General features: G+C 53.8%; 14 protein-coding genes. 11 read left to right on the forward strand and 3 right to left on the reverse strand.

Annotated elements, in window-relative coordinates; genetic code table 11:
- Nucleotides 1–25: 25 nt before the first annotated feature.
- The 3 genes from ACT6RZ_RS11625 to ACT6RZ_RS11635 all read right to left on the reverse strand — a co-directional run bounded on the left by ACT6RZ_RS11625 (nt 26) and on the right by ACT6RZ_RS11635 (nt 5,758).
- Entirely contained in the window at nt 26–388 is a 363-nt protein-coding gene (locus tag ACT6RZ_RS11625) for a response regulator (RefSeq protein WP_444702263.1), read from the reverse strand.
- Nucleotides 385–3,603 (reverse strand): response regulator, encoded by a 3,219-nt coding sequence (locus ACT6RZ_RS11630; protein ID WP_444702264.1) that lies wholly within the window; start codon nt 3,601–3,603, stop codon nt 385–387. Before ACT6RZ_RS11630 ends, ACT6RZ_RS11625 begins: the two co-directional genes overlap by 4 nt.
- Nucleotides 3,604–3,961: 358 nt before the next feature.
- Nucleotides 3,962–5,758, reverse strand: coding sequence for a pyrroloquinoline quinone-dependent dehydrogenase (locus ACT6RZ_RS11635; RefSeq protein ID WP_444702265.1), 1,797 nt, complete (start codon nt 5,756–5,758; stop codon nt 3,962–3,964).
- Between the two features lie 173 nt (nt 5,759–5,931).
- Here ACT6RZ_RS11635 and ACT6RZ_RS11640 point away from each other — a divergent pair, with 173 nt between their 5' ends.
- The 11 genes from ACT6RZ_RS11640 (at nt 5,932) to ACT6RZ_RS11690 (ending at nt 17,743) form a co-directional block, all read left to right on the forward strand.
- A complete protein-coding gene (locus ACT6RZ_RS11640) occupies nt 5,932–6,975 on the forward strand; it encodes an SAM-dependent methyltransferase (protein WP_444702266.1) in 1,044 nt (347 codons plus the stop codon).
- Between the two features lie 15 nt (nt 6,976–6,990).
- On the forward strand, nt 6,991–7,545 hold the full coding sequence (locus ACT6RZ_RS11645) for a DUF2878 domain-containing protein (RefSeq protein WP_444702267.1): 555 nt from the start codon (nt 6,991–6,993) through the stop codon (nt 7,543–7,545).
- Nucleotides 7,542–8,312 (forward strand): DUF1295 domain-containing protein, encoded by a 771-nt coding sequence (locus ACT6RZ_RS11650; RefSeq protein WP_444702268.1) that lies wholly within the window; start codon nt 7,542–7,544, stop codon nt 8,310–8,312. Before ACT6RZ_RS11645 ends, ACT6RZ_RS11650 begins: the two co-directional genes overlap by 4 nt.
- Nucleotides 8,309–9,013, forward strand: coding sequence for a DUF6134 family protein (locus ACT6RZ_RS11655; protein WP_444702269.1), 705 nt, complete (start codon nt 8,309–8,311; stop codon nt 9,011–9,013). The genes ACT6RZ_RS11650 and ACT6RZ_RS11655 overlap by 4 nt, the downstream gene beginning before the upstream one ends.
- 35 nt (nt 9,014–9,048) lie before the next feature.
- On the forward strand, nt 9,049–9,573 hold the full coding sequence (locus ACT6RZ_RS11660) for a lipocalin family protein (protein WP_444702270.1): 525 nt from the start codon (nt 9,049–9,051) through the stop codon (nt 9,571–9,573).
- 91 nt (nt 9,574–9,664) lie between these two features.
- Nucleotides 9,665–10,606 (forward strand): acyl-CoA desaturase, encoded by a 942-nt coding sequence (locus tag ACT6RZ_RS11665; protein ID WP_444702271.1) that lies wholly within the window; start codon nt 9,665–9,667, stop codon nt 10,604–10,606.
- Nucleotides 10,607–10,614: 8 nt separating this feature from the next.
- A complete protein-coding gene (locus tag ACT6RZ_RS11670) occupies nt 10,615–11,859 on the forward strand; it encodes an NAD(P)/FAD-dependent oxidoreductase (protein WP_444702330.1) in 1,245 nt (414 codons plus the stop codon).
- Nucleotides 11,856–12,695, forward strand: coding sequence for a DUF1365 domain-containing protein (locus ACT6RZ_RS11675; protein ID WP_444702272.1), 840 nt, complete (start codon nt 11,856–11,858; stop codon nt 12,693–12,695). Before ACT6RZ_RS11670 ends, ACT6RZ_RS11675 begins: the two co-directional genes overlap by 4 nt.
- Nucleotides 12,692–13,978 carry a class I SAM-dependent methyltransferase gene (locus tag ACT6RZ_RS11680; RefSeq protein ID WP_444702273.1) on the forward strand — a complete coding sequence of 429 codons (1,287 nt, stop codon included), beginning with the start codon at nt 12,692–12,694 and terminating at the stop codon, nt 13,976–13,978. Before ACT6RZ_RS11675 ends, ACT6RZ_RS11680 begins: the two co-directional genes overlap by 4 nt.
- Nucleotides 13,979–14,015: 37 nt before the next feature.
- Nucleotides 14,016–15,974, forward strand: a complete 1,959-nt coding sequence (mnmC, locus tag ACT6RZ_RS11685) for a bifunctional tRNA (5-methylaminomethyl-2-thiouridine)(34)-methyltransferase MnmD/FAD-dependent 5-carboxymethylaminomethyl-2-thiouridine(34) oxidoreductase MnmC (protein ID WP_444702274.1) — start codon at nt 14,016–14,018, stop codon at nt 15,972–15,974.
- Nucleotides 15,971–17,743, forward strand: a complete 1,773-nt coding sequence (locus ACT6RZ_RS11690; protein ID WP_444702275.1) for an O-linked N-acetylglucosamine transferase, SPINDLY family protein — start codon at nt 15,971–15,973, stop codon at nt 17,741–17,743. The genes mnmC and ACT6RZ_RS11690 overlap by 4 nt, the downstream gene beginning before the upstream one ends.
- Nucleotides 17,744–17,746 lie beyond the last annotated feature (3 nt).

Genomic DNA, 17,746 nt, shown 5'->3' on the forward strand with positions numbered 1-17,746 from the left:
TGCTTTAAAGTGGAATTCTGGTGTTTTAAAGCAAGGCATCAACGGTTTCCAGAAACTCTTTATAACGGATAGGCTTGGCTATATAGCCATCGCACCCTGCCTGACGCATTTTTTCTTCGTCGCCTTTCATGGCAAATGCGGTGAGTGCGATTATCTTGATATGACTGGTGATGCTCTCCTGTTTCAGCATGCGCGTGGCGGTCAGGCCGTCCATGCCCGGTAGCTGGATATCCATCAGTATCACTGCCGGCAAATCCTTGCGTGCGATGTCTATGCCGTCCAGCGCGTTGACTGCCTGCAACACATCATGCCCTGAAGTCTCCAATAGCAAATGCGCCAGCTTCATATTGGTAGGGTTGTCTTCGATCACCAGGACTTTTGCCATCATTGCCTCTGCGAATTTGCCTTGCTGGTGCGCTTTTTCTTGGCGGACAAGGCGCGGTGGACTTCGGTGATAAAGTTGCCATGATTGAATTCGGATTTTTCCAGCACAGCCAGCACATGGCCTTTCAGGACTTGATGCTCCTGTGGTGTGAGAAATTTGGAGGTCACGATAATGATAGGGATCTTTGCCGTGCGTTTATCCTGCTTTAAATCCTCAACCACCTCAAAGCCATTGATCTCCGGCATCATCAGATCCAGCACAATCAGGTCAGGTAATTGCATTTTGGCGATATTGGTAGCTTCATTGCCGCCATAGGCGCGCAGCACGGTGTGTTTGGCGTGCTCAAGATAAGAAGAAATGATTTCGACCGCTTTGGGGTCGTCATCAACCACCAGTACCTTGGCACCGGGCAGGTTATGCCCGGGTTTGCTAAAGCCCAGCGTGCTTAAAGCAGTTTGCAGATCGTCGGCCGAGACCGGTTTTTGCAATACCTGTGCTGCGCCCAGTGACAAGCCGCGGTTGCTATCTGCGATGATAGAAAGAATGACCACTGGGATATGGGCGAGTTTGGCATCTGTTTTCAGTTTGGTTAAAAATTCCCAGCCGTCCATGCCAGGCAACAAGATATCCAGCGTGATCAGATCTGGCGGATTGCCGCCAGCCAGGATAGCCAGAGCGATTTCAGCAGTAGCCGCACGCGTCACCCGGCAATTGTCTGCTTCCAGTTGCAGCCTGATCAGGTCGGCCGCCCTGTCATCATCTTCCAGCACCAGCACATGCGGTGTATCGGTATGCACGAATGGGCGTAGACTCTCTCCGGGCTGTACGCTGGCTACCGTGCTGTCGCCGAGGTTGCTGTTATGTTGCAGCCAGACCGTGAAGGTGCTGCCTGCCCCCGGCGTACTAGTAACGGCCACCGCCCCGCTATGCAGTTCAGCCAGTTTTCGCACCAGAGCCAGGCCCAGGCCGGTGCCCTCGAAACGCCGTGAAAGTGTGCTTTCAACCTGCACAAATGGCTGGAAAAGACGGTTGATATCCTGTGGCTCTATGCCTATGCCAGTATCGGTGATGGAGATCTGGATAAACTGGCTGGCATTCCCTATAGGTGAATAATGGTTTTTCGGGATATCCCTGGTTTGCTCCAGCACATGGTCGCGCTCAACCAGGCTTGCCTGCAAGGTGACCTGCCCGCCTTCAGGCGTGAACTTCACCGCATTGGACAACAGGTTATAAACGATCTGTTTCACTTTGCGTGAATCCAGCCAGGCATGGCCTAAAGCGTCTGGCAGGTCAGAGAGCAGTTTGATATGCTGGCTGGCGGCTTTTTCCTTGATGATGGAAAGGCTGTTCTGCAGCAGGCCCTGCACGTCTATCATCTCGCCTTCAAGCTCCATGCGGCCAGCTTCGATTTTTGACAGGTCGAGTACATCATTGATCAGCGACAGCAGGTGCTGCCCGCTCTCAAAAATATCATTGACGTAGATTTTCTGTTTATCCGCCAATTCACCGATCAAGCCATCGCGCAGTATCTCCGAAAAACCGATAATGGCATTGAGCGGCGTGCGCAGTTCATGCGACATGGTGGCGAGAAACTCGGACTTCATCTTGTCTGCTTCCAGCAACTGCTCGTTTTTGAGCCCTATTTCTTCACTGCGCAGATGCAGTTGCTCGGCCAGCAGCTTGAGGTCGCCATATTGCTGGATATTATGCAACGCCACCCCAAGCTGGGCCGACAGGCGCTCAATAAAGGTTTGGTCGCGGTCAGTCACGGCATGGCTTGCCGCCAGCACCAGCACGGCCAGGCGTTTTTCCTGGTAAGTGACAGGACAGATGATAATGCCGGCCGGCTTAATTGAGAGCAGCCCGGTCTCTATGGTCAGGCTGGGAAACTCCTCCACATCACGCAGTATCAGGGTCTGGTTCTTGTGTACCGCCTCGCCTATGATGCCGTGGCCGAGCTTGAATTCAGTGAGGATATCGCTGGGTGCCGCATGTGAGCTTTCCAGATTGTAAAAACCGCCCCATTCGTCATAGCCATACACCGCGGAAACCGGGAAAGCGTGATTCCTGGCCAGGATCTCCAGCATATTGGGCAGGATATGTGTGCGGTCGTAATTGGCGTTGAACAGCCTTAATACTTCACTATGCGTCTGGTCATAAAGCGCGGCATTTTTCAGGTCGTATTCTATCTGCTTGAAATCGCTGACATCGCGGGCCACCGTGGATAAGTGCGTGGGCACGCCGCTGGCATCCTTATGTACCACCACGACCTGGGAAACCGGGATGTCTATGCCGGTGCGGCTGATAAAGGCAGTTTCACCGCTCCATACTCCGGTACTCAGTGCGGCGGGAATGGCCTTGTTATGTATGAGTTCAGTCGCCCAGTCCGGGCGCATGCGCGAGATGGCTTGTGCGGCGATATCTTCGTTTTCACCTATGCCCAGCAGATTGCGCCCTCCTCTGTTCAGATAAAAATACTCGCCCTGCAGGTTGGCATTGGCGATCAGGTCGGGTGAGGCATCCAGAATATCCGTGAGCCTTCTTTGTTCAGCCGAGGCTTGCTTGCGTATCCTGAGATCACGCCGGATACGCCATATCAGCAGCGGGAAAAAGATCAGGATAGCGACCGACATAAAGGTGAACAGGGTCAGCAAGTCTTTGGCATGGTCTTGTTCCAGCTTGGTACGGTCGGCCAGCAGGTTCTGCTCTTCCAGCGACATGGCACTGAATACGCCGCGGATCTCCAGCATATCCTCGCGACGGATGGAGTCTTGGCGCAGGATATCCCGCATTTTGGCGATGGGGACCTGGTGTGCGGAATCAACGAGCTGATTAAAGTAGATCAGTCGCCTGTCTATCAGCCGTCTTAACAGCGTGATCTGCTTCTGCTGGAAGCTGTTGTCTTTGGTCAGCACCGCCAGCTCGGTAATATCCTTTTGCAGGTCAGCCAAAGCGATATCGCGACGATTGATAGAGCTGTCGTCACCTGTGAGCAAAAAGCCGCGTTGCGACACTTCCAGCTGGTTGAAGAGCGAAAGGCCTCTATCCAGTTTTGAAATGACTTCGTTGGTATGTGTGATCCAGCGGTTGGTCTCGGAAAAACGTTGCAGGTAAAAAATGCTGGTGATGCCCAGGACAACCAGCAGCGCAAAAAAACTGATGAACCCATAGATAATGATGGATTCAAGCGCCCAGCGCTCTGTGCGTGGTGAACTCATACCGATATAAACCTGCTAGCCAGCATTTGTGATTCCCATCTTGTTATTCACATCAAGGATTAATCAGTACAGTGCTTACACCGATTTGAGATTGCGTTGTGCTAAACGTTCAACTGCCGCTAAATATTCATAAGGCTTTGATATGAAACGCCTTGAGAGAGCACATTCAACTGCAGCCAAGGCCATTTGTTTCAGGGTGGGAGCGAGATACATGTATGCTAATTTATTCGCCCCTCATTAACCTGTCAATTCTAATTTTTACTTAAATTAAATATTTATCCGTATAAATATTCAGCTGTGCTGCAGGCAGTGGCGATGAGATTGGCGAGCAGGCTGCCATTGCAGCCTGCAGCGCTTTTTATTTTGCCAGTTTGAATGTCAGGATACGGTCACCCTGTTTAAAGCCGAACAGCGAGTTGCCACCACTCACCACCGCGATGTATTGCTCTCCCGCGATCTGGTAAGTGATGGGCGGCGCATTGACGCCATATTCGGACTGGTAATGCCATAACGCTTTGCCATTGTCGCTGGCATAAGCGGTCAGGCGACCGTTGCCTTCGCCGCAAAACAGCAGGCCGCCGGCGGTAGACAGCACACCACCCACCAGTGGCTGCTCGGTTTTATGCTGCCAGGCGATCTTGCCGCTCTGGCTATCTATCGCACTCAGCAAGCCCCAGCGCGCATCTTCAGTCGGCTCGCTCGCGGCATAGCGCATGGGTTTCTGTGCGTTGCCGGCATCGGTTTCGTGCACGGTATATTTGATCGGGCTATGCATGGCGGCCACGAATATCCTGTGCTGGCGCTCATCTACACTCACAGGTGACCAGTTGGCACCACCGAGGATACCGGGATAGATCACGGTGCCCTCAGTACCAGGTTTTTTAAACAGGTTCAGCTGTGGCACAAAGGCTTCGGATTTAGCCAGAAACTGCCCGCTAGCGCGGTCGTGTATATAGAACCAGCCGGTTTTACTGGCTTGCCCGACTGCCGCGATAGCTTTTCCCTGATGCTGGTACTGAAACAGCACTGGCGGGCTGGCCAGATCATAGCCCCACAAGTCGTGCGGCACTTGCTGGTAATGCCATTTGTAGCGCCCGGTCTCGGTATCCAGCGCCACCAGTGACACGGTATACAGATTGTCACCCGGCCTGGAAACATCGTTCATTTGCGGTGACGGGTTACCCGTACCAAAGTAAAGTGTATCGGTGTTGCTATCTATCGCCGGTGTGCTCCAGGCTGAACCGCCGCCAAACCTGGCCGCATCCGGGTAGTCTTTAAGGGCGTTTTTCTCGGCCGCGATATCACGTTCAAACACACTGCCATCCGCTGTTCTGGTAGTAAAGCCCCCCTCCCAGGCTTTTGCCGGGATAGTATCAAACTGCCACAGCTGGTGGCCGTCATTCACATCGAAGGCAGCCAGAAAACCCGGGCGCCCATAACGACCTGTCACCCCTATCACCGCGCCCAAAGGCGCATCGCTGGTCGGGTTGTCTATATGTAATCCATAGCCTACGCCGGTGATGCCGATAATGACCTTATGTTTGTAGACCACAGGTGCCATGGCAATGCCGACGCCGGTGCCGCCGGTGACTTTCCTGGTTTTATTCGGGTCACTGCTATTCAGCGTATTTTGTTGCTCGGTATTCACCTGATTGGCAGCGACATCGATATCCCAGAGTTTTTTACCGCTGGCGGCATCCAGCGCGATCAGACGCGCATCCACCGTGCCTATGAATACTTTGCCCTCAGACACGGCAACGCCGCGGTTGGCAGGCCCGCAACACATAGGCCAGTCGGCTTTGCGGTCATGCGTGTATTTCCACAATTGCCTGCCGGTCGCGGCATCCAGTGCCAGCACATGGTTGAACGGCAGGCTGACATACATGACGCCATTGACGACGATAGGCGTCGCCTGGAAAGTGGCTTTGACGCCGGTGTTGACGGTCCAGGCAGATGCCAGCTGGCCGACAGTCTGCTGGTTGATCTGCGACAAAGGCGAAAAACGTTGCGCTTGCAGATTCAGACCGTAACTGGGCCAGTCTGTATTCCGTGCCGCAGGCGAGCCCGGCCTTGAGACCTGGGAACAAGCCAGCAACAGCGATACTGACGCCAGCCCTAGATAAGTTGATAACTGCCGCATGAGAGGTTTATTCATAGCTATATATCCAATGACTATACAGGTGAGTATACATGCGAAATGCGTCTGAAAAGGATTTTTGCGTGCACAGGCTATTTGCGTGACCACCATGCAAAATAAATATTTATCACATTGCAACTAAAGCCGGTTTATGATGGACATAAATAATATTAGTTAATGCGATAATAGTTATGAGCCTGCCCACTTCCTTTGCCCTCAAACTTGCCGAAAAAGGCTTATTACCAGATCTACTCATACGCAAAGGCATACAGAGACTCTGCCAGGCCCGATTGGAAGAGATAGAGGACAACGATTGTGAGAGCGCACAAGCAGCCCTGATCCAGTTTTTCGAGCAGATGCAAACCGCAGACATTGCGCCACTACCTGAAAAAGCCAACGCGCAACACTACGAGGTCGCGGCAGATTTTTATCAATATTGCCTGGGCGCGCAACGTAAATATAGCAGTTGTTACTGGTCAGACGAGACGGAAACACTGGATGAGGCCGAAAACCTGGCGCTGTCTAAAACCTGTGCCCATGCCTTGATCCAGGACGGTCAGCAGATACTGGAACTCGGTTGCGGCTGGGGTGCGCTGACATTGTGGATGGCCAGGCATTATCCGAATGCCAGCATCACCGGCGTCTCCAATTCTGCTTCGCAACGCGAATATATCCTGCAGCAGGCCAGCCTGCTCGGCCTGGCCAATCTCAATATCATTACTGCAGATATGAATGTATTCGATACCGAGCAGCGCTTTGACCGTATCGTATCGGTAGAGATGTTCGAGCACATGCGCAACTATCAGGTGTTATATGCCAAAGTGGCGCGCTGGCTGAAACCCAACGGGCTGTTTTTTAAACATATTTTCGTGCATAGGCATGCGCCGTACACCTTTGACGTCAAGTCCGACGATGACTGGATGAGTCAGTATTTCTTTAGTGGCGGCATGATGCCTAGTGATGATCTGCCGCTTTATTTTCAGGATGATCTCAAGATCATAGATAAATGGCGCTGGAACGGCAGCCATTATGAAAAGACCGCCAATGCCTGGCTGGATAATATGGACCAGAATCGCGCCGCGCTGACACCAGTTTTGCAAGCCATTTATGGTGAGGCGGATGCCGAGCTCTGGCGCCAGCGCTGGCGCATTTTTTTCATGGCATGTGCCGAACTGTTTGCATACCAGCATGGGCAGACCTGGTGGGTCAGCCACTATCTGTTTGCAAAGAAGTAAAGTTTGATATCAGATATGCGTTCTAACAATCTGATTATATTTAATTTTATATCTTTCCAGCTGCTGTGGTGGGCATGCGTGCTTTCCGCCGGAGCGGGTTTGGCGTGGCAGGTACTCATACTGGTTGTGCTATACACTGCCGCTCATCTGCAATGGGTAGAAAGCTGGCAGCAGGCTTTACCTTTATTGGTCACCGCAGCAGTGGGCAGTCTGTTCGACCAGATCGGTTACAGCATGGGCTGGATCAGTTTTAACGACCACCACAGCTGGATCAGCCATATTCCATTATGGATGATCGCCTTATGGCTGGCCTTTGCCTGTACCCTGAATGTGAGTATGCGCTGGTTACAGTGCAAACCGCTGCTCGCCGCCGTGCTTGGCGGTATTTTTGGCCCGCTGGCTTACCTGGGTGCAGTGCAGCTGGGCGCAGTAGGTCTACCCTCCCCCGGCTATAGCCTGGCCTGGGTGGCGCTGGAATGGGCCATTGCCATGCCATTACTGCTTTGGGTGCGCTATGCGTTTAATCAAACCGTTGCGTTTAACCACACCGTTGAGATAAGGCACACATGATTTATACCTATGCACTGATCGCGATACTGTTGTTTGCTCTGAGTGGCTGGCTGCTGAGCTTTGCTACCCATCATTACAGCCATGTCGATAGCATGTGGAGCCTGTTTATGGCGATCACCGCCTATATCAGTGCCATCTTTTACTATGACTTATCCGTGCGCGCCTGCCTAGTGCTGGCATTGGTGAGCTTGTGGGCATTGCGGCTGAGTATTTTTCTGACCTGGCGCAACTGGGGCAAGGAAGATCATCGCTATGACACCATACGCAACAATAATGAACCGCATTTCTGGTTTAAAAGTGTCTATATCATCTTTGGCTTGCAGGCGCTGCTGGCCTGGGTGATCTCTTACCCGCTGTATGCCGCTGTGACCAGCCAGGCGCCTTTGCAGTGGCTGGATGGCGCGGCTGCCATTTTGTTCGCGCTAGGGTTTTACTGGGAGGTGGTGGCCGATATCCAGCTGACGCGCTTTCGCAACCAGCCCGGGCATGAGAACCAGGTGCTGGATAGCGGGCTTTGGCGCTACAGCCGTCACCCCAACTATTTTGGCGAATGCCTGGTCTGGTGGGGTTTCGCCCTGTTTGGCGCCGCCACCGGCGACCATTGGGTATGGATATCGCCGCTGATCATGACTTTCCTGTTGCTCAAAGTCAGTGGGGTCAGCCTGATGGAAACGACCATACACAGCCGCCGCCCTAGCTATGCCGACTATATTAAGAATACCAATGCCTTTATCCCAGGCATGCCGAAAGGCGGTCACGACGCATGAAGCAAACAGTGCCTACCCGCAAAACACGCCTTAAGAATTCACGACTGCTGGCTATCGTCAGTTTATGGCTGGGCCTGCTGCCATCAGTGCAGGCAAAAGACTGGTCTTTTGAGGTGTGGCTGGATAAACAGAAGATAGGCACGCATACGTTTTCTTTGAACGACCAGCAGTTGCAAAGCCGCGCCGATTTCAATGTGAAAGTGCTGTTTATCAATGCCTATCGCTACCGGCATCAGGCAGATGAGTCCTGGCAAGGCGCATGCCTGAGCAGCCTGAAAGCACATACTGAAGAAAACAAGACTGTTACGGATGTCAGTGGGCAACTGAAAGATGGCCAGTTTGTCCTAAATAAACAAGACAAGCAGGATAAGCCAGATAAGCAGCTGGCAAACAGCGGCGAGAAGCAGACATTGCCCGCCTGCATCATGACCTTTGCCTACTGGAACCCGGCGATGCTCAAGCAGACCCGCCTGCTCAATCCGCAGAATGCCGAATATCTGGATGTGACGGTCACCGATGATGGCAGTAAGAATATCCTGGTCAAAGGCCAGGACACAGCTACCCGCCAATACCATCTGCGCGGGCGCTACAAAGGTAAAGACAAATTGAACATCACGCTCTGGTATGACCAGAAAGACGACTGGGTGGCGCTGGAATCGGTGACGCCCGAAGGTTATAAAATCGTTTATAAACTCATTTAATCAATATGTTAAAAATTTTAATTAAAGTGATTTGTATGATATCTATCTTAGGCCTCACTGGCTGTCAAAACTTGCCGCCGATACAGACAGTGGCACATATAGACGTGGACCGCTTTATGGGCGACTGGTATGTGATCGCGGCTATCCCGACCTTTATGGAGCGTGACCCATATAACCCGGTCGAGCACTATGACAGAAATGCAGATGGCTCTATCGCCACCACTTTTACTTTCAACCAGGGCGGTTTCGATGGCAAACAGAAAGTTTATCACCCGACCGGTTTCGTGGTGGCTGGCAGCGGCAATGCCGAATGGCAGATGCAGTTCTTGTGGCCGTTCAAGTCCGAATACCTGATCGCCTACCTGAGCGATGACGGCCAGCACACCATAGTCGCCAGAAACAAACGCGATTATGTCTGGCTGATGTCACGACAACCAGCTATGGACCAGGCCAGCTTTGACCAGCTGGTGGCAAAGATCAAGGCCATGGGATACGACATCAGCAAGCTGGAAATCTTCCCGCACCTGAATGTGCCACCCCCGGTCAAACCGGCGCTGTGAACAAGTGGCTGGTCTGAATGACAGCGAATGAAACGCTGGTAAATGCCTCCCTGCTGGCTGACAGCCGCCAGGGATTTGGAGAGGAAGCAACATGCAGCACCATGTTTTTGGTTTGCTAGGCCGCCTGGTCGGCTGGCTGGATAACCAGCGTTACCAGGCGCCAGCCACTGCCACTTGTGAAAGTATAGACTGGTGGCGGGTATTGCCATTTGTCGCATTGCATCTCGCGCTGATCGCTCTGTTCTGGGTCGGCTGGAGCCCCTTCGCAGTCGCATTCGCTGTCAGCATGTATGTGCTGCGCATGTTTGCCATCACCGGCTTTTATCATCGCTACTTTGCGCACAAGACCTTTCAGACTTCGCGCATCGGCCAGTTCGTCTTCGCCTTGATCGGCGCCACTGCAGTGCAGCGCGGGCCGTTATGGTGGGCTTCGCATCATCGCAGCCATCACGTACATGCTGATCAGCCGCAAGACATTCATTCGCCGCATCAGCATGGATTTCTCTGGAGCCATTTGGGCTGGTTTTTAAGCCACGCCAACTTTAAGACCCAGCTTGAACGCGTGCGTGAGCTGACACGCTTCCGCGAACTGTGCTGGCTGGACAGGTTTGATAGCCTGGTGCCGGTAGCCCTTGCCCTGGCGATTTATGGCCTGGGCGAGCTGCTAAACGCCTACGCACCTGGCTTACACACGGATGGCTGGCAGTTGCTGGTGTGGGGCTTTGTCGTTTCAACCATAGTGCTCTACCATGCGACTTTTTGCATCAATTCGCTGGCCCATGTCTGGGGCAGTCGCCGTTATGCGACCCGCGACCATAGCCGCAATAACTGGCTGATCGCTATTTTCACGCTGGGTGAAGGCTGGCATAACAACCACCACCACTATCCTGGTGCAGTGAAACAGGGTTTCTACTGGTGGGAGCTGGATTTTACTTATTACGGGCTGAAAATATTGGCCGCCCTGGGGCTGATCTGGAATCTCAAACAGGTGCCGCTAGAAATCCGTAACCAGCATGCAGGCAAGGGGCATTAAGCATGGGCCTGAATATTGCCATTATCGGCAGTGGTATCGCCGGAAATACACTTGCCTACCATCTGCATCAGCAACACCAGGTGACGGTGTTTGAAGCCAATGATTATATCGGCGGCCATACCCATACCCACCAGATAAGCATAGACGGGCAGACCCATCTGGTAGACACCGGCTTTATCGTGTTCAACGACAAGACCTATCCCGAGTTTGAGCGCATGCTGCTTGCCTCTGGCGTCGCCTGGCGTAACAGTGAGATGAGCTTTAGCGTGCGCAATGAAGTCAGCGGGCTGGAATATAACGGCACGACGCTCAACAGCCTGTTCGCGCAAAGGCGCAACCTGCTTTCGCCGGCTTTTTACCGTATGATCCGCGACATTCTGCGCTTTAACAAACAGGCGCTGGCATTGCTGGCGCCTGGCAACGAGATCACGCTGGGCGATTATCTGGCAGCAAACCGCTATTCAGCGCAATTCGTGCGTGACTATATCGTGCCTATGGGCGCCGCCATCTGGTCTACTGATGCCGAGCAGATGCTGCAGTTTCCTGCCCGCTTCTTTGTGCGTTTTTTTCATCATCATGGCATGCTGAGCGTCAACCAAAGACCGCAATGGCGCACCATCAAGGGCGGCTCGGCCAGTTATCTGGAAAAAATCACCGCCGGTTATAGAGACCGCATACACCTGAACTGCGCTGTCACCGCCGTGCATAGAGATGCACATGGCGTGACCCTCACCACCGCGCAGGGTCAGCAGCGTTTTGACTATGTGTTTTTTGCCTGTCACAGCGACCAGGCCCTGCACATACTGGGTGCTGAAGCCACAGCGGCAGAACAGCAGATACTGGGCGCCATCCCCTACCAGGACAACAGCGTTTTTTTGCACACGGACGCCAGCTTGATGCCCAGACGCAAACTGGCCTGGGCCGCCTGGAACTACCATGTCACGGCGCAGGCTAGCGGCAAGGTGCAAGTCACCTACAATATGAATATCCTGCAAGGCATACGCTCGGCAGAGCCCTTGCTGGTCACGCTCAATCACACCCATGGCATAGCTCAGTCCAAAGTCATCAAGAAACTGCACTATCGTCACCCGCTGTTTACCCTGGCGGGTGCGCAAGCCCAGTTAAGGCATGCAGAGATCAGTGGCCACAACCGCAGCGGATTTGCCGGAGCCTACTGGAAAAATGGTTTTCATGAAGATGGCGTGGTGAGTGCGCTGGCAGCCATTCAGCATTTTCAGGCGGCGCTACTATGACTCATTCTGCACCTGTGATCCCTGATGAGGCAGCGGTCGTCGGGCAAAGCTTGAATAAACAGCTGGCTGGTGAAAAATTGCATAGCGCCATTTATACCGGCTGGATCAGCCATCAACGCCTGCAACCCAAGCTGCATGGCTTCCGCTACCAGCTATTCATGCTTTATCTGGACCTGGAAGAGCTGCCTTATTTATTTAAAAATAACAGCTTATGGTCTTATCTTAAACCAAATTGTGCCTATTTCAGGCGCCAGGATTACCTGGGCTCACCCGACCAGCCCTTGGAGCTATGCGTGCGAGACCTGGTAGAAACACACACCGGTCAGCGCCCGCTGGGCCGCATAGGCCTGCTCACCCACTGCCGTTACTGGGGCATATGTTTCAACCCGGTCAGTTTTTATTATTGCCATGATAGCCAGGGCGAATTGCAGGCCATCGTCAGCCATATCACCAATACGCCGTGGCAAGAGCAGTTCGCTTATGTGCATGAGGTCAAACAGGATAAGTCACTGTTATTCAAACTGGATAAAGATTTCCATGTCTCGCCGTTCATGCCTATGGATATAGATTACCAATGGCAGTTTTCAGCCCCGGGCGACACGATCAGTGTGCATATGCAAAACTGGCGGCAGCAGCAAGCCATGTTTTTTGCCACTTTAAAGCTGGAACGGCAACCATGGCAGGCCGCCAGCCTCAACCGTATGCTATTCAGCTACCCGTGGATGACATTGAAAGTGGTGGCTGCCATTTATTGGCAAGCCCTGCGCCTATGGCTCAAAAGAATGCCTTTTTACCCTCACCCAAAACAACACTCTAAACCTGGTGATGAATCATGAACTCAATTCCTAGCGCAAAAACGTTAGCCGCAGACACGTTGACCAAGCCGTTAAAGTCAAAAAGTCGTGCCAAATGGGTCGCTCAACTGGCTAAATCCCAGTTGCTCAAGCGTCTGGCCAGGCTGCAAACAGGTCAGCTGACGCTGATAGATGGTCAGCAGCAGTATGTATTCGGTGATGGCAGTGCAACGGCGATCCAGGCCACTATCACCGTGCATGACCCACGTTTTTATGGCGAGATCGCCTTTGGCGGCAGCATAGGTGCCGGCGAGGCTTATATGCTGGGCTACTGGCAGGCCGACACCCTGACCGATGTGGTGCGCCTGATGGTGCTCAACCAGTCGGTGATGGATACGCTGGAAGGCGGTTACCAGTATCTGAGCAAACCATTGCTCAAGGTTTTTCACTGGCTGAACAGCAATAGTGAGGCTGGCAGCCAGAAAAATATCGCCTCGCACTATGATCTGGGCAATGGGTTGTTCCAGCTTTTCCTGGACCCGACCATGATGTATTCCTCGGCTGTGTTCGCGGCTGAGACTGACAGCTTGCAAACCGCTTCTGAGCACAAACTAAAGCTGATCTGCGAGAAACTGCAATTATCTGCGACAGACCATGTGCTGGAGATAGGCACCGGCTGGGGCGGCTTTGCCATTTATGCTGCGAGGCATTATGGCTGCCATGTCACCACCACCACGATTTCGGAACAGCAGTTCGTGCTGGCGAAACAGCGTGTGGCAGCAGCAGGTCTGCAGGATAAGATCGTATTGCTGAAACAGGATTACCGCCACTTGCAGGGCCAATATGACAAGCTGGTCTCGATAGAAATGATAGAAGCGGTAGGCCACCAGTATTACGATACCTATTTCAAAAAAGTCAGCCAGTTGCTTAAAGCCGACGGCGTGGCCCTGATACAGGCAATCACCATCACCGATCAGCGCTACCAGAGCGCCATCCGTTCTGTGGATTTTATCCAGCGCTATATCTTCCCTGGCTCGAATATCCCCTCCAACACCGCCCTGCTGGCCAGTATGACGCGCGCCAGTGATTTACGCCTGGTAGACCTGCAGGATATAGGGCTGCATTACGCCACCACCTTGCGCCTGTGGCGGGAAAACTTTTTTGCCCATATTTCTGCGGTCAGGCAATTAGGCTACAGCGAAACGTTTATCCGCATGTGGGATTTCTACCTGAGCTATTGTGAAGGCGGCTTTGCCGAGTGCGCCCTGGGTGACGCCCATTTGCTGCTGGCCAAACCTGGCTATCGCGCGCTTAAACGGGTGTAGCCGCGCAGTCGTCAGGGCATGATAAAATTGCCAGCCTATGACTACCCACGCAGTGTTGGAGTGGCGCGAGGGTCTGCCCTACTCCACTCAATTCGATGATGTTTATTTTTCTGCCAGCGCTGAGCATCCCCAGCATGGGCTGGCCGAGACCCGCCATGTGTTTCTGCAACATAACGCTTTGCAGCAACGCTGGCAGCAGCTTGCTGTGGATAAACCCAGTCACTTTGTCATCGTTGAAACCGGTTTCGGCAGCGGACTGAATTTTCTGGCCACCCTGCAGCTATGGCGGCAATATGCGCCGGCTGGCGCCCATTTACATTTTGTCAGTATCGAGATCGCGCCCTTTACCCTGCAGGATCTACAGCAGGCGCACGCGCATTTCCCGGAATTGACCGAGCTGAGCCAGGCCTTGTGCCAGCAGTATCGCTTGTTGCAGCCTGGTATCAATCAGCTGCAATTACCCGCTTTCTCGGCCAGTCTGACCTTGTATATCGCAGACGCGGAGCTAGTATTGCCTGAACTGGATGTGATGGCAGATGCCTGGTTCCTGGATGGCTTTGCGCCCTCCAAAAATCCTCAAATGTGGCAGTCAGCGTTATTTGATTGCATGGCCAGGTGTTCGCGCCCGGCCACGACTTTTGCCACCTTCACCAGTGCCGGCTTTGTGCGGCGTGGTTTGCAGGCTGCCGGATTCCTGGTTGAAAAGAAAACCGGCTATGGTGCCAAACGCGACATGCTGGCCGGGGTGTGGCAATCGGCACAAACCCGGCAGCAGCCGGCACTGCCCAAAGTGGCGGTGATAGGCGCCGGTATCGCCGGCAGCAGTAGTGCCTGGTTTTTGGCGGCATCTGGCTGCGAAGTCCATGTGTTCGACCGGGCAGACCAGATCGCTAACGGCGCTTCAGGCAACCCGCGCGGCATGCTCTACCCACGCTTGAACGCCGAAAAACCAATGAATGACCAGCTGGCCTTGCGCAGCTACAGCTTTAGTCTGCGCCATTATGCCAATCTGGGCTTGAATCAGGATGCTTTTAAAACCTGCGGATTGTTGCAATCTGGCAGCAGTGCCCGCGAACAGAAGCGCGTGCAAAAAGTAGCGGCGCGTTACGGTGCACTCGGCCTGTTAACACAGGTGGATGCAGCACAGGCCAGCGCATTGGCGGGTGTGAGCCTGACCTCAGACTGCCTGTATTTTGCCGAGGCCGCCTGGGTGAACCCCGGCGAGGCCTGCCGGACTATGCTTGCGCATGCAAATATACATGTGCATCTGCAGCAGGAGATCCATAGCTTGGCCAGGCAGGATAATGCGTGGCAGTTGCAGTCTGCTACGCAAAACCATGTCGGGTTTGCTGCAGTGATAGTCGCCAATGCAGCAGATGCCGCGACCTTGCTGCCAGACAGCGGCATGTGGCTGAACCCGGTACGCGGGCAGATGGGTATGATAGCCACGCAAGCTGCCATGCAGCCCCTGAGAACGATTTTATGTGGTGAGGGCTACCTTACCCCTTTGCATGATGGTGCGCATGCCATGGGGGCCACATTTGCAGCAGGCGATGCCGATATTGCGTTACGTGATGAGGACAATCAGTCAAATTTGAATATGCTACGCAGTTTAAGCCCGCAGTTTGACCAGGCCGGGTCGGCCGAAGTGACTTATGCCCGGGCTTCAAGCCGCTGTGGCTCGCCGGATTATTTACCCTATGTCGGACCATTGCTGCCAACCGCCGACCTGACTTCAAGTGCCAGCCCTGATTTTTCTGATTTGCCAGCCGCACAAGGGCTATACGTACATGTCGCGCATGGCAGCAAAGGCCTGATGACCGCGCCTTATTGCGCCGCTGTGTTGGCCAGGCGCCTGTTGCGAGATTTTGATCTGCACTTGCCGCAACTGACAGAAGAGAGCTTCTGGGCAGGGCTGCATCCACAACGCCATTTGTTCAGGCAACTGGGCTGGAAGCAGCTTTTACAGCCGTTTAAAGACCAGGTGGCAGCATGACGCCAGCGATCAGGCAGTTGCAGCAGCAATTGGCGCGAGCGCCACAGGACCCTGCCCTGCATTACGAGTTGGGGCGCAGCTACCTGACACTCAAACAAGCCGAAGCTGCTTACCAGTCCTTTGCCCAGGCCTTGCAATTGGCCCCTGGTCACCCGCAGATCTTAATGCAGCTGGGTAATGCCGCCAGCCAGCGCGGCGATGAAGCACTGGCCGCCGATCATTTTCGGCAGTCATTGCAACAGGACCAGCAACAGGCTGATGTGCACTTCAACCTGGCAAACAGCCTGCGCAAGCTGGGGCTGCATAGCGAGTCTATCACGCATTACCAGCAGGCACTGGCCCTGAACCCGGCAGATGCCGATGCACATAACAACCTGGGCAATGCCTACCGCGAAACAGGTCAGCTGGCGCTGGCAGTGGCCGCTTATGCGCAGGCGCTGAAACATGATCCGCAGTTACTGCATGCTAAAGTGCACTGGATACACCAGAAGCAGCATATGGCCGACTGGCAAGGCCTGGATCAGGCGATAGCTGAAGTACGCATGGCATTAAAGCAGCAGCCACAAGCACAGATCCCGCCATTTGCGTTTCTGGCCATGCCTGGCACCAGCGATGCAGAACAATTGCAATGTGCGAGTTTGTGGGCACAGCAACATTACGGGCATATTCAGCCACTGGCGGCGCCAGCGGTGCGTGGCCCAGGCCAGAAGATACGCCTGGCCTATCTTTCGGCAGATTTCCGCAGACATCCACTGGCTTACCTGGTCACCGATGTGATCGCCAGCCATGACCGCGACCATTTTGAAGTGAGTTTATATAGCCAGGCCAGAGACGATGCTTCAAGTGAGCGGGCGGCATTTATCGCAGCCGCAGACCACTGGGTCGAGATCGCTGGCCTGAATGATGCAGAAGTCGCTGCCCATATGCGGGCAGCGGATATAGATTGCCTGATAGACCTGACCGGGTTCACACAGAATAGCCGCAGTGGTGTTGCGGCTTACCGCCCGGCACGCTGCCATATCAACTGGCTGGGTTATCCGGGCAGTATGGGCAAGCTGAATGGCCAGGCGCTGTTCGATGTCATCCTGATCGATGAGACCATCAGCCAAGGCGATTTTGCCGAGCGGTCTGTCACTTTGCCTTGCTACCAGCCAAATAATGCGCAACGCCCGCAAGCCGGGGCAGGCACGCGAGCGCAGCACGGTTTACCCGAACAAGGCTTTGTGTTTTGCAGTTTTAACCAGAGTTTTAAAATCACAGCCGAGGTGTTTGCCTGCTGGATGCGACTCTTGCAGCAAGTGCCGGAAAGTGTGTTGTGGTTGCAAGCGTGTAATCCATGGGCCACCAGCCATCTTCAACAGGCGGCACAGCTGGCTGGCGTGCTGCCAGAACGGCTGATATTTGCACCGCGCACCAGTGTGGATCAGCATATCGCCAGGCAGCAACATGCAGACCTGATGCTGGATACCAGCCCTTACAATGCACATACCACCGCCAGCGACGCCTTGTGGCTGGGTATCCCCCTGTTGACGGTCGCCGGAGAGACTTTTGCCGCCCGCGTCAGCGCCAGCCTTTTGCATGGCAGTGGTCTGGCTGAATGTATCTGTGCTGATTGGGCGCAGCTGGAAAAGCGGGCTATCGCGCTGGCAAATGATGCAGTGGCTATGCAGGCGCTTAAAACAAAAGTACAACTACAGGCCAGGGTGCTATTTGATCCGTCAAGCTTTTGCCGTCATCTTGAGCAGGTCTATCACCAACTGCTGCAGTAGCGC

This window comes from Methylophilus sp., from assembly GCF_052437885.1.
Taxonomy (GTDB): domain Bacteria; phylum Pseudomonadota; class Gammaproteobacteria; order Burkholderiales; family Methylophilaceae; genus Methylophilus.

Bases quoted from the DNA above. Each gene is read 5' to 3' on its own strand.
- ACT6RZ_RS11660 (WP_444702270.1), top strand. From the start codon at position 9,049: ATGATATCTATCTTAGGCCTCACTGGCTGTCAAAACTTGCCGCCGATA.
- ACT6RZ_RS11655 (WP_444702269.1), top strand. From the start codon at position 8,309: ATGAAGCAAACAGTGCCTACCCGCAAAACACGCCTTAAGAATTCACGA.
- ACT6RZ_RS11635 (WP_444702265.1), bottom strand. From the start codon at position 5,758: ATGAATAAACCTCTCATGCGGCAGTTATCAACTTATCTAGGGCTGGCG.
- ACT6RZ_RS11650 (WP_444702268.1), top strand. From the start codon at position 7,542: ATGATTTATACCTATGCACTGATCGCGATACTGTTGTTTGCTCTGAGT.
- ACT6RZ_RS11680 (WP_444702273.1), top strand. From the start codon at position 12,692: ATGAACTCAATTCCTAGCGCAAAAACGTTAGCCGCAGACACGTTGACC.
- ACT6RZ_RS11625 (WP_444702263.1), bottom strand. From the start codon at position 388: ATGATGGCAAAAGTCCTGGTGATCGAAGACAACCCTACCAATATGAAG.
- mnmC (WP_444702274.1), top strand. From the start codon at position 14,016: ATGACTACCCACGCAGTGTTGGAGTGGCGCGAGGGTCTGCCCTACTCC.
- ACT6RZ_RS11675 (WP_444702272.1), top strand. From the start codon at position 11,856: ATGACTCATTCTGCACCTGTGATCCCTGATGAGGCAGCGGTCGTCGGG.
- ACT6RZ_RS11690 (WP_444702275.1), top strand. From the start codon at position 15,971: ATGACGCCAGCGATCAGGCAGTTGCAGCAGCAATTGGCGCGAGCGCCA.
- ACT6RZ_RS11645 (WP_444702267.1), top strand. From the start codon at position 6,991: ATGCGTTCTAACAATCTGATTATATTTAATTTTATATCTTTCCAGCTG.
- ACT6RZ_RS11640 (WP_444702266.1), top strand. From the start codon at position 5,932: ATGAGCCTGCCCACTTCCTTTGCCCTCAAACTTGCCGAAAAAGGCTTA.
- ACT6RZ_RS11665 (WP_444702271.1), top strand. From the start codon at position 9,665: ATGCAGCACCATGTTTTTGGTTTGCTAGGCCGCCTGGTCGGCTGGCTG.
- ACT6RZ_RS11630 (WP_444702264.1), bottom strand. From the start codon at position 3,603: ATGAGTTCACCACGCACAGAGCGCTGGGCGCTTGAATCCATCATTATC.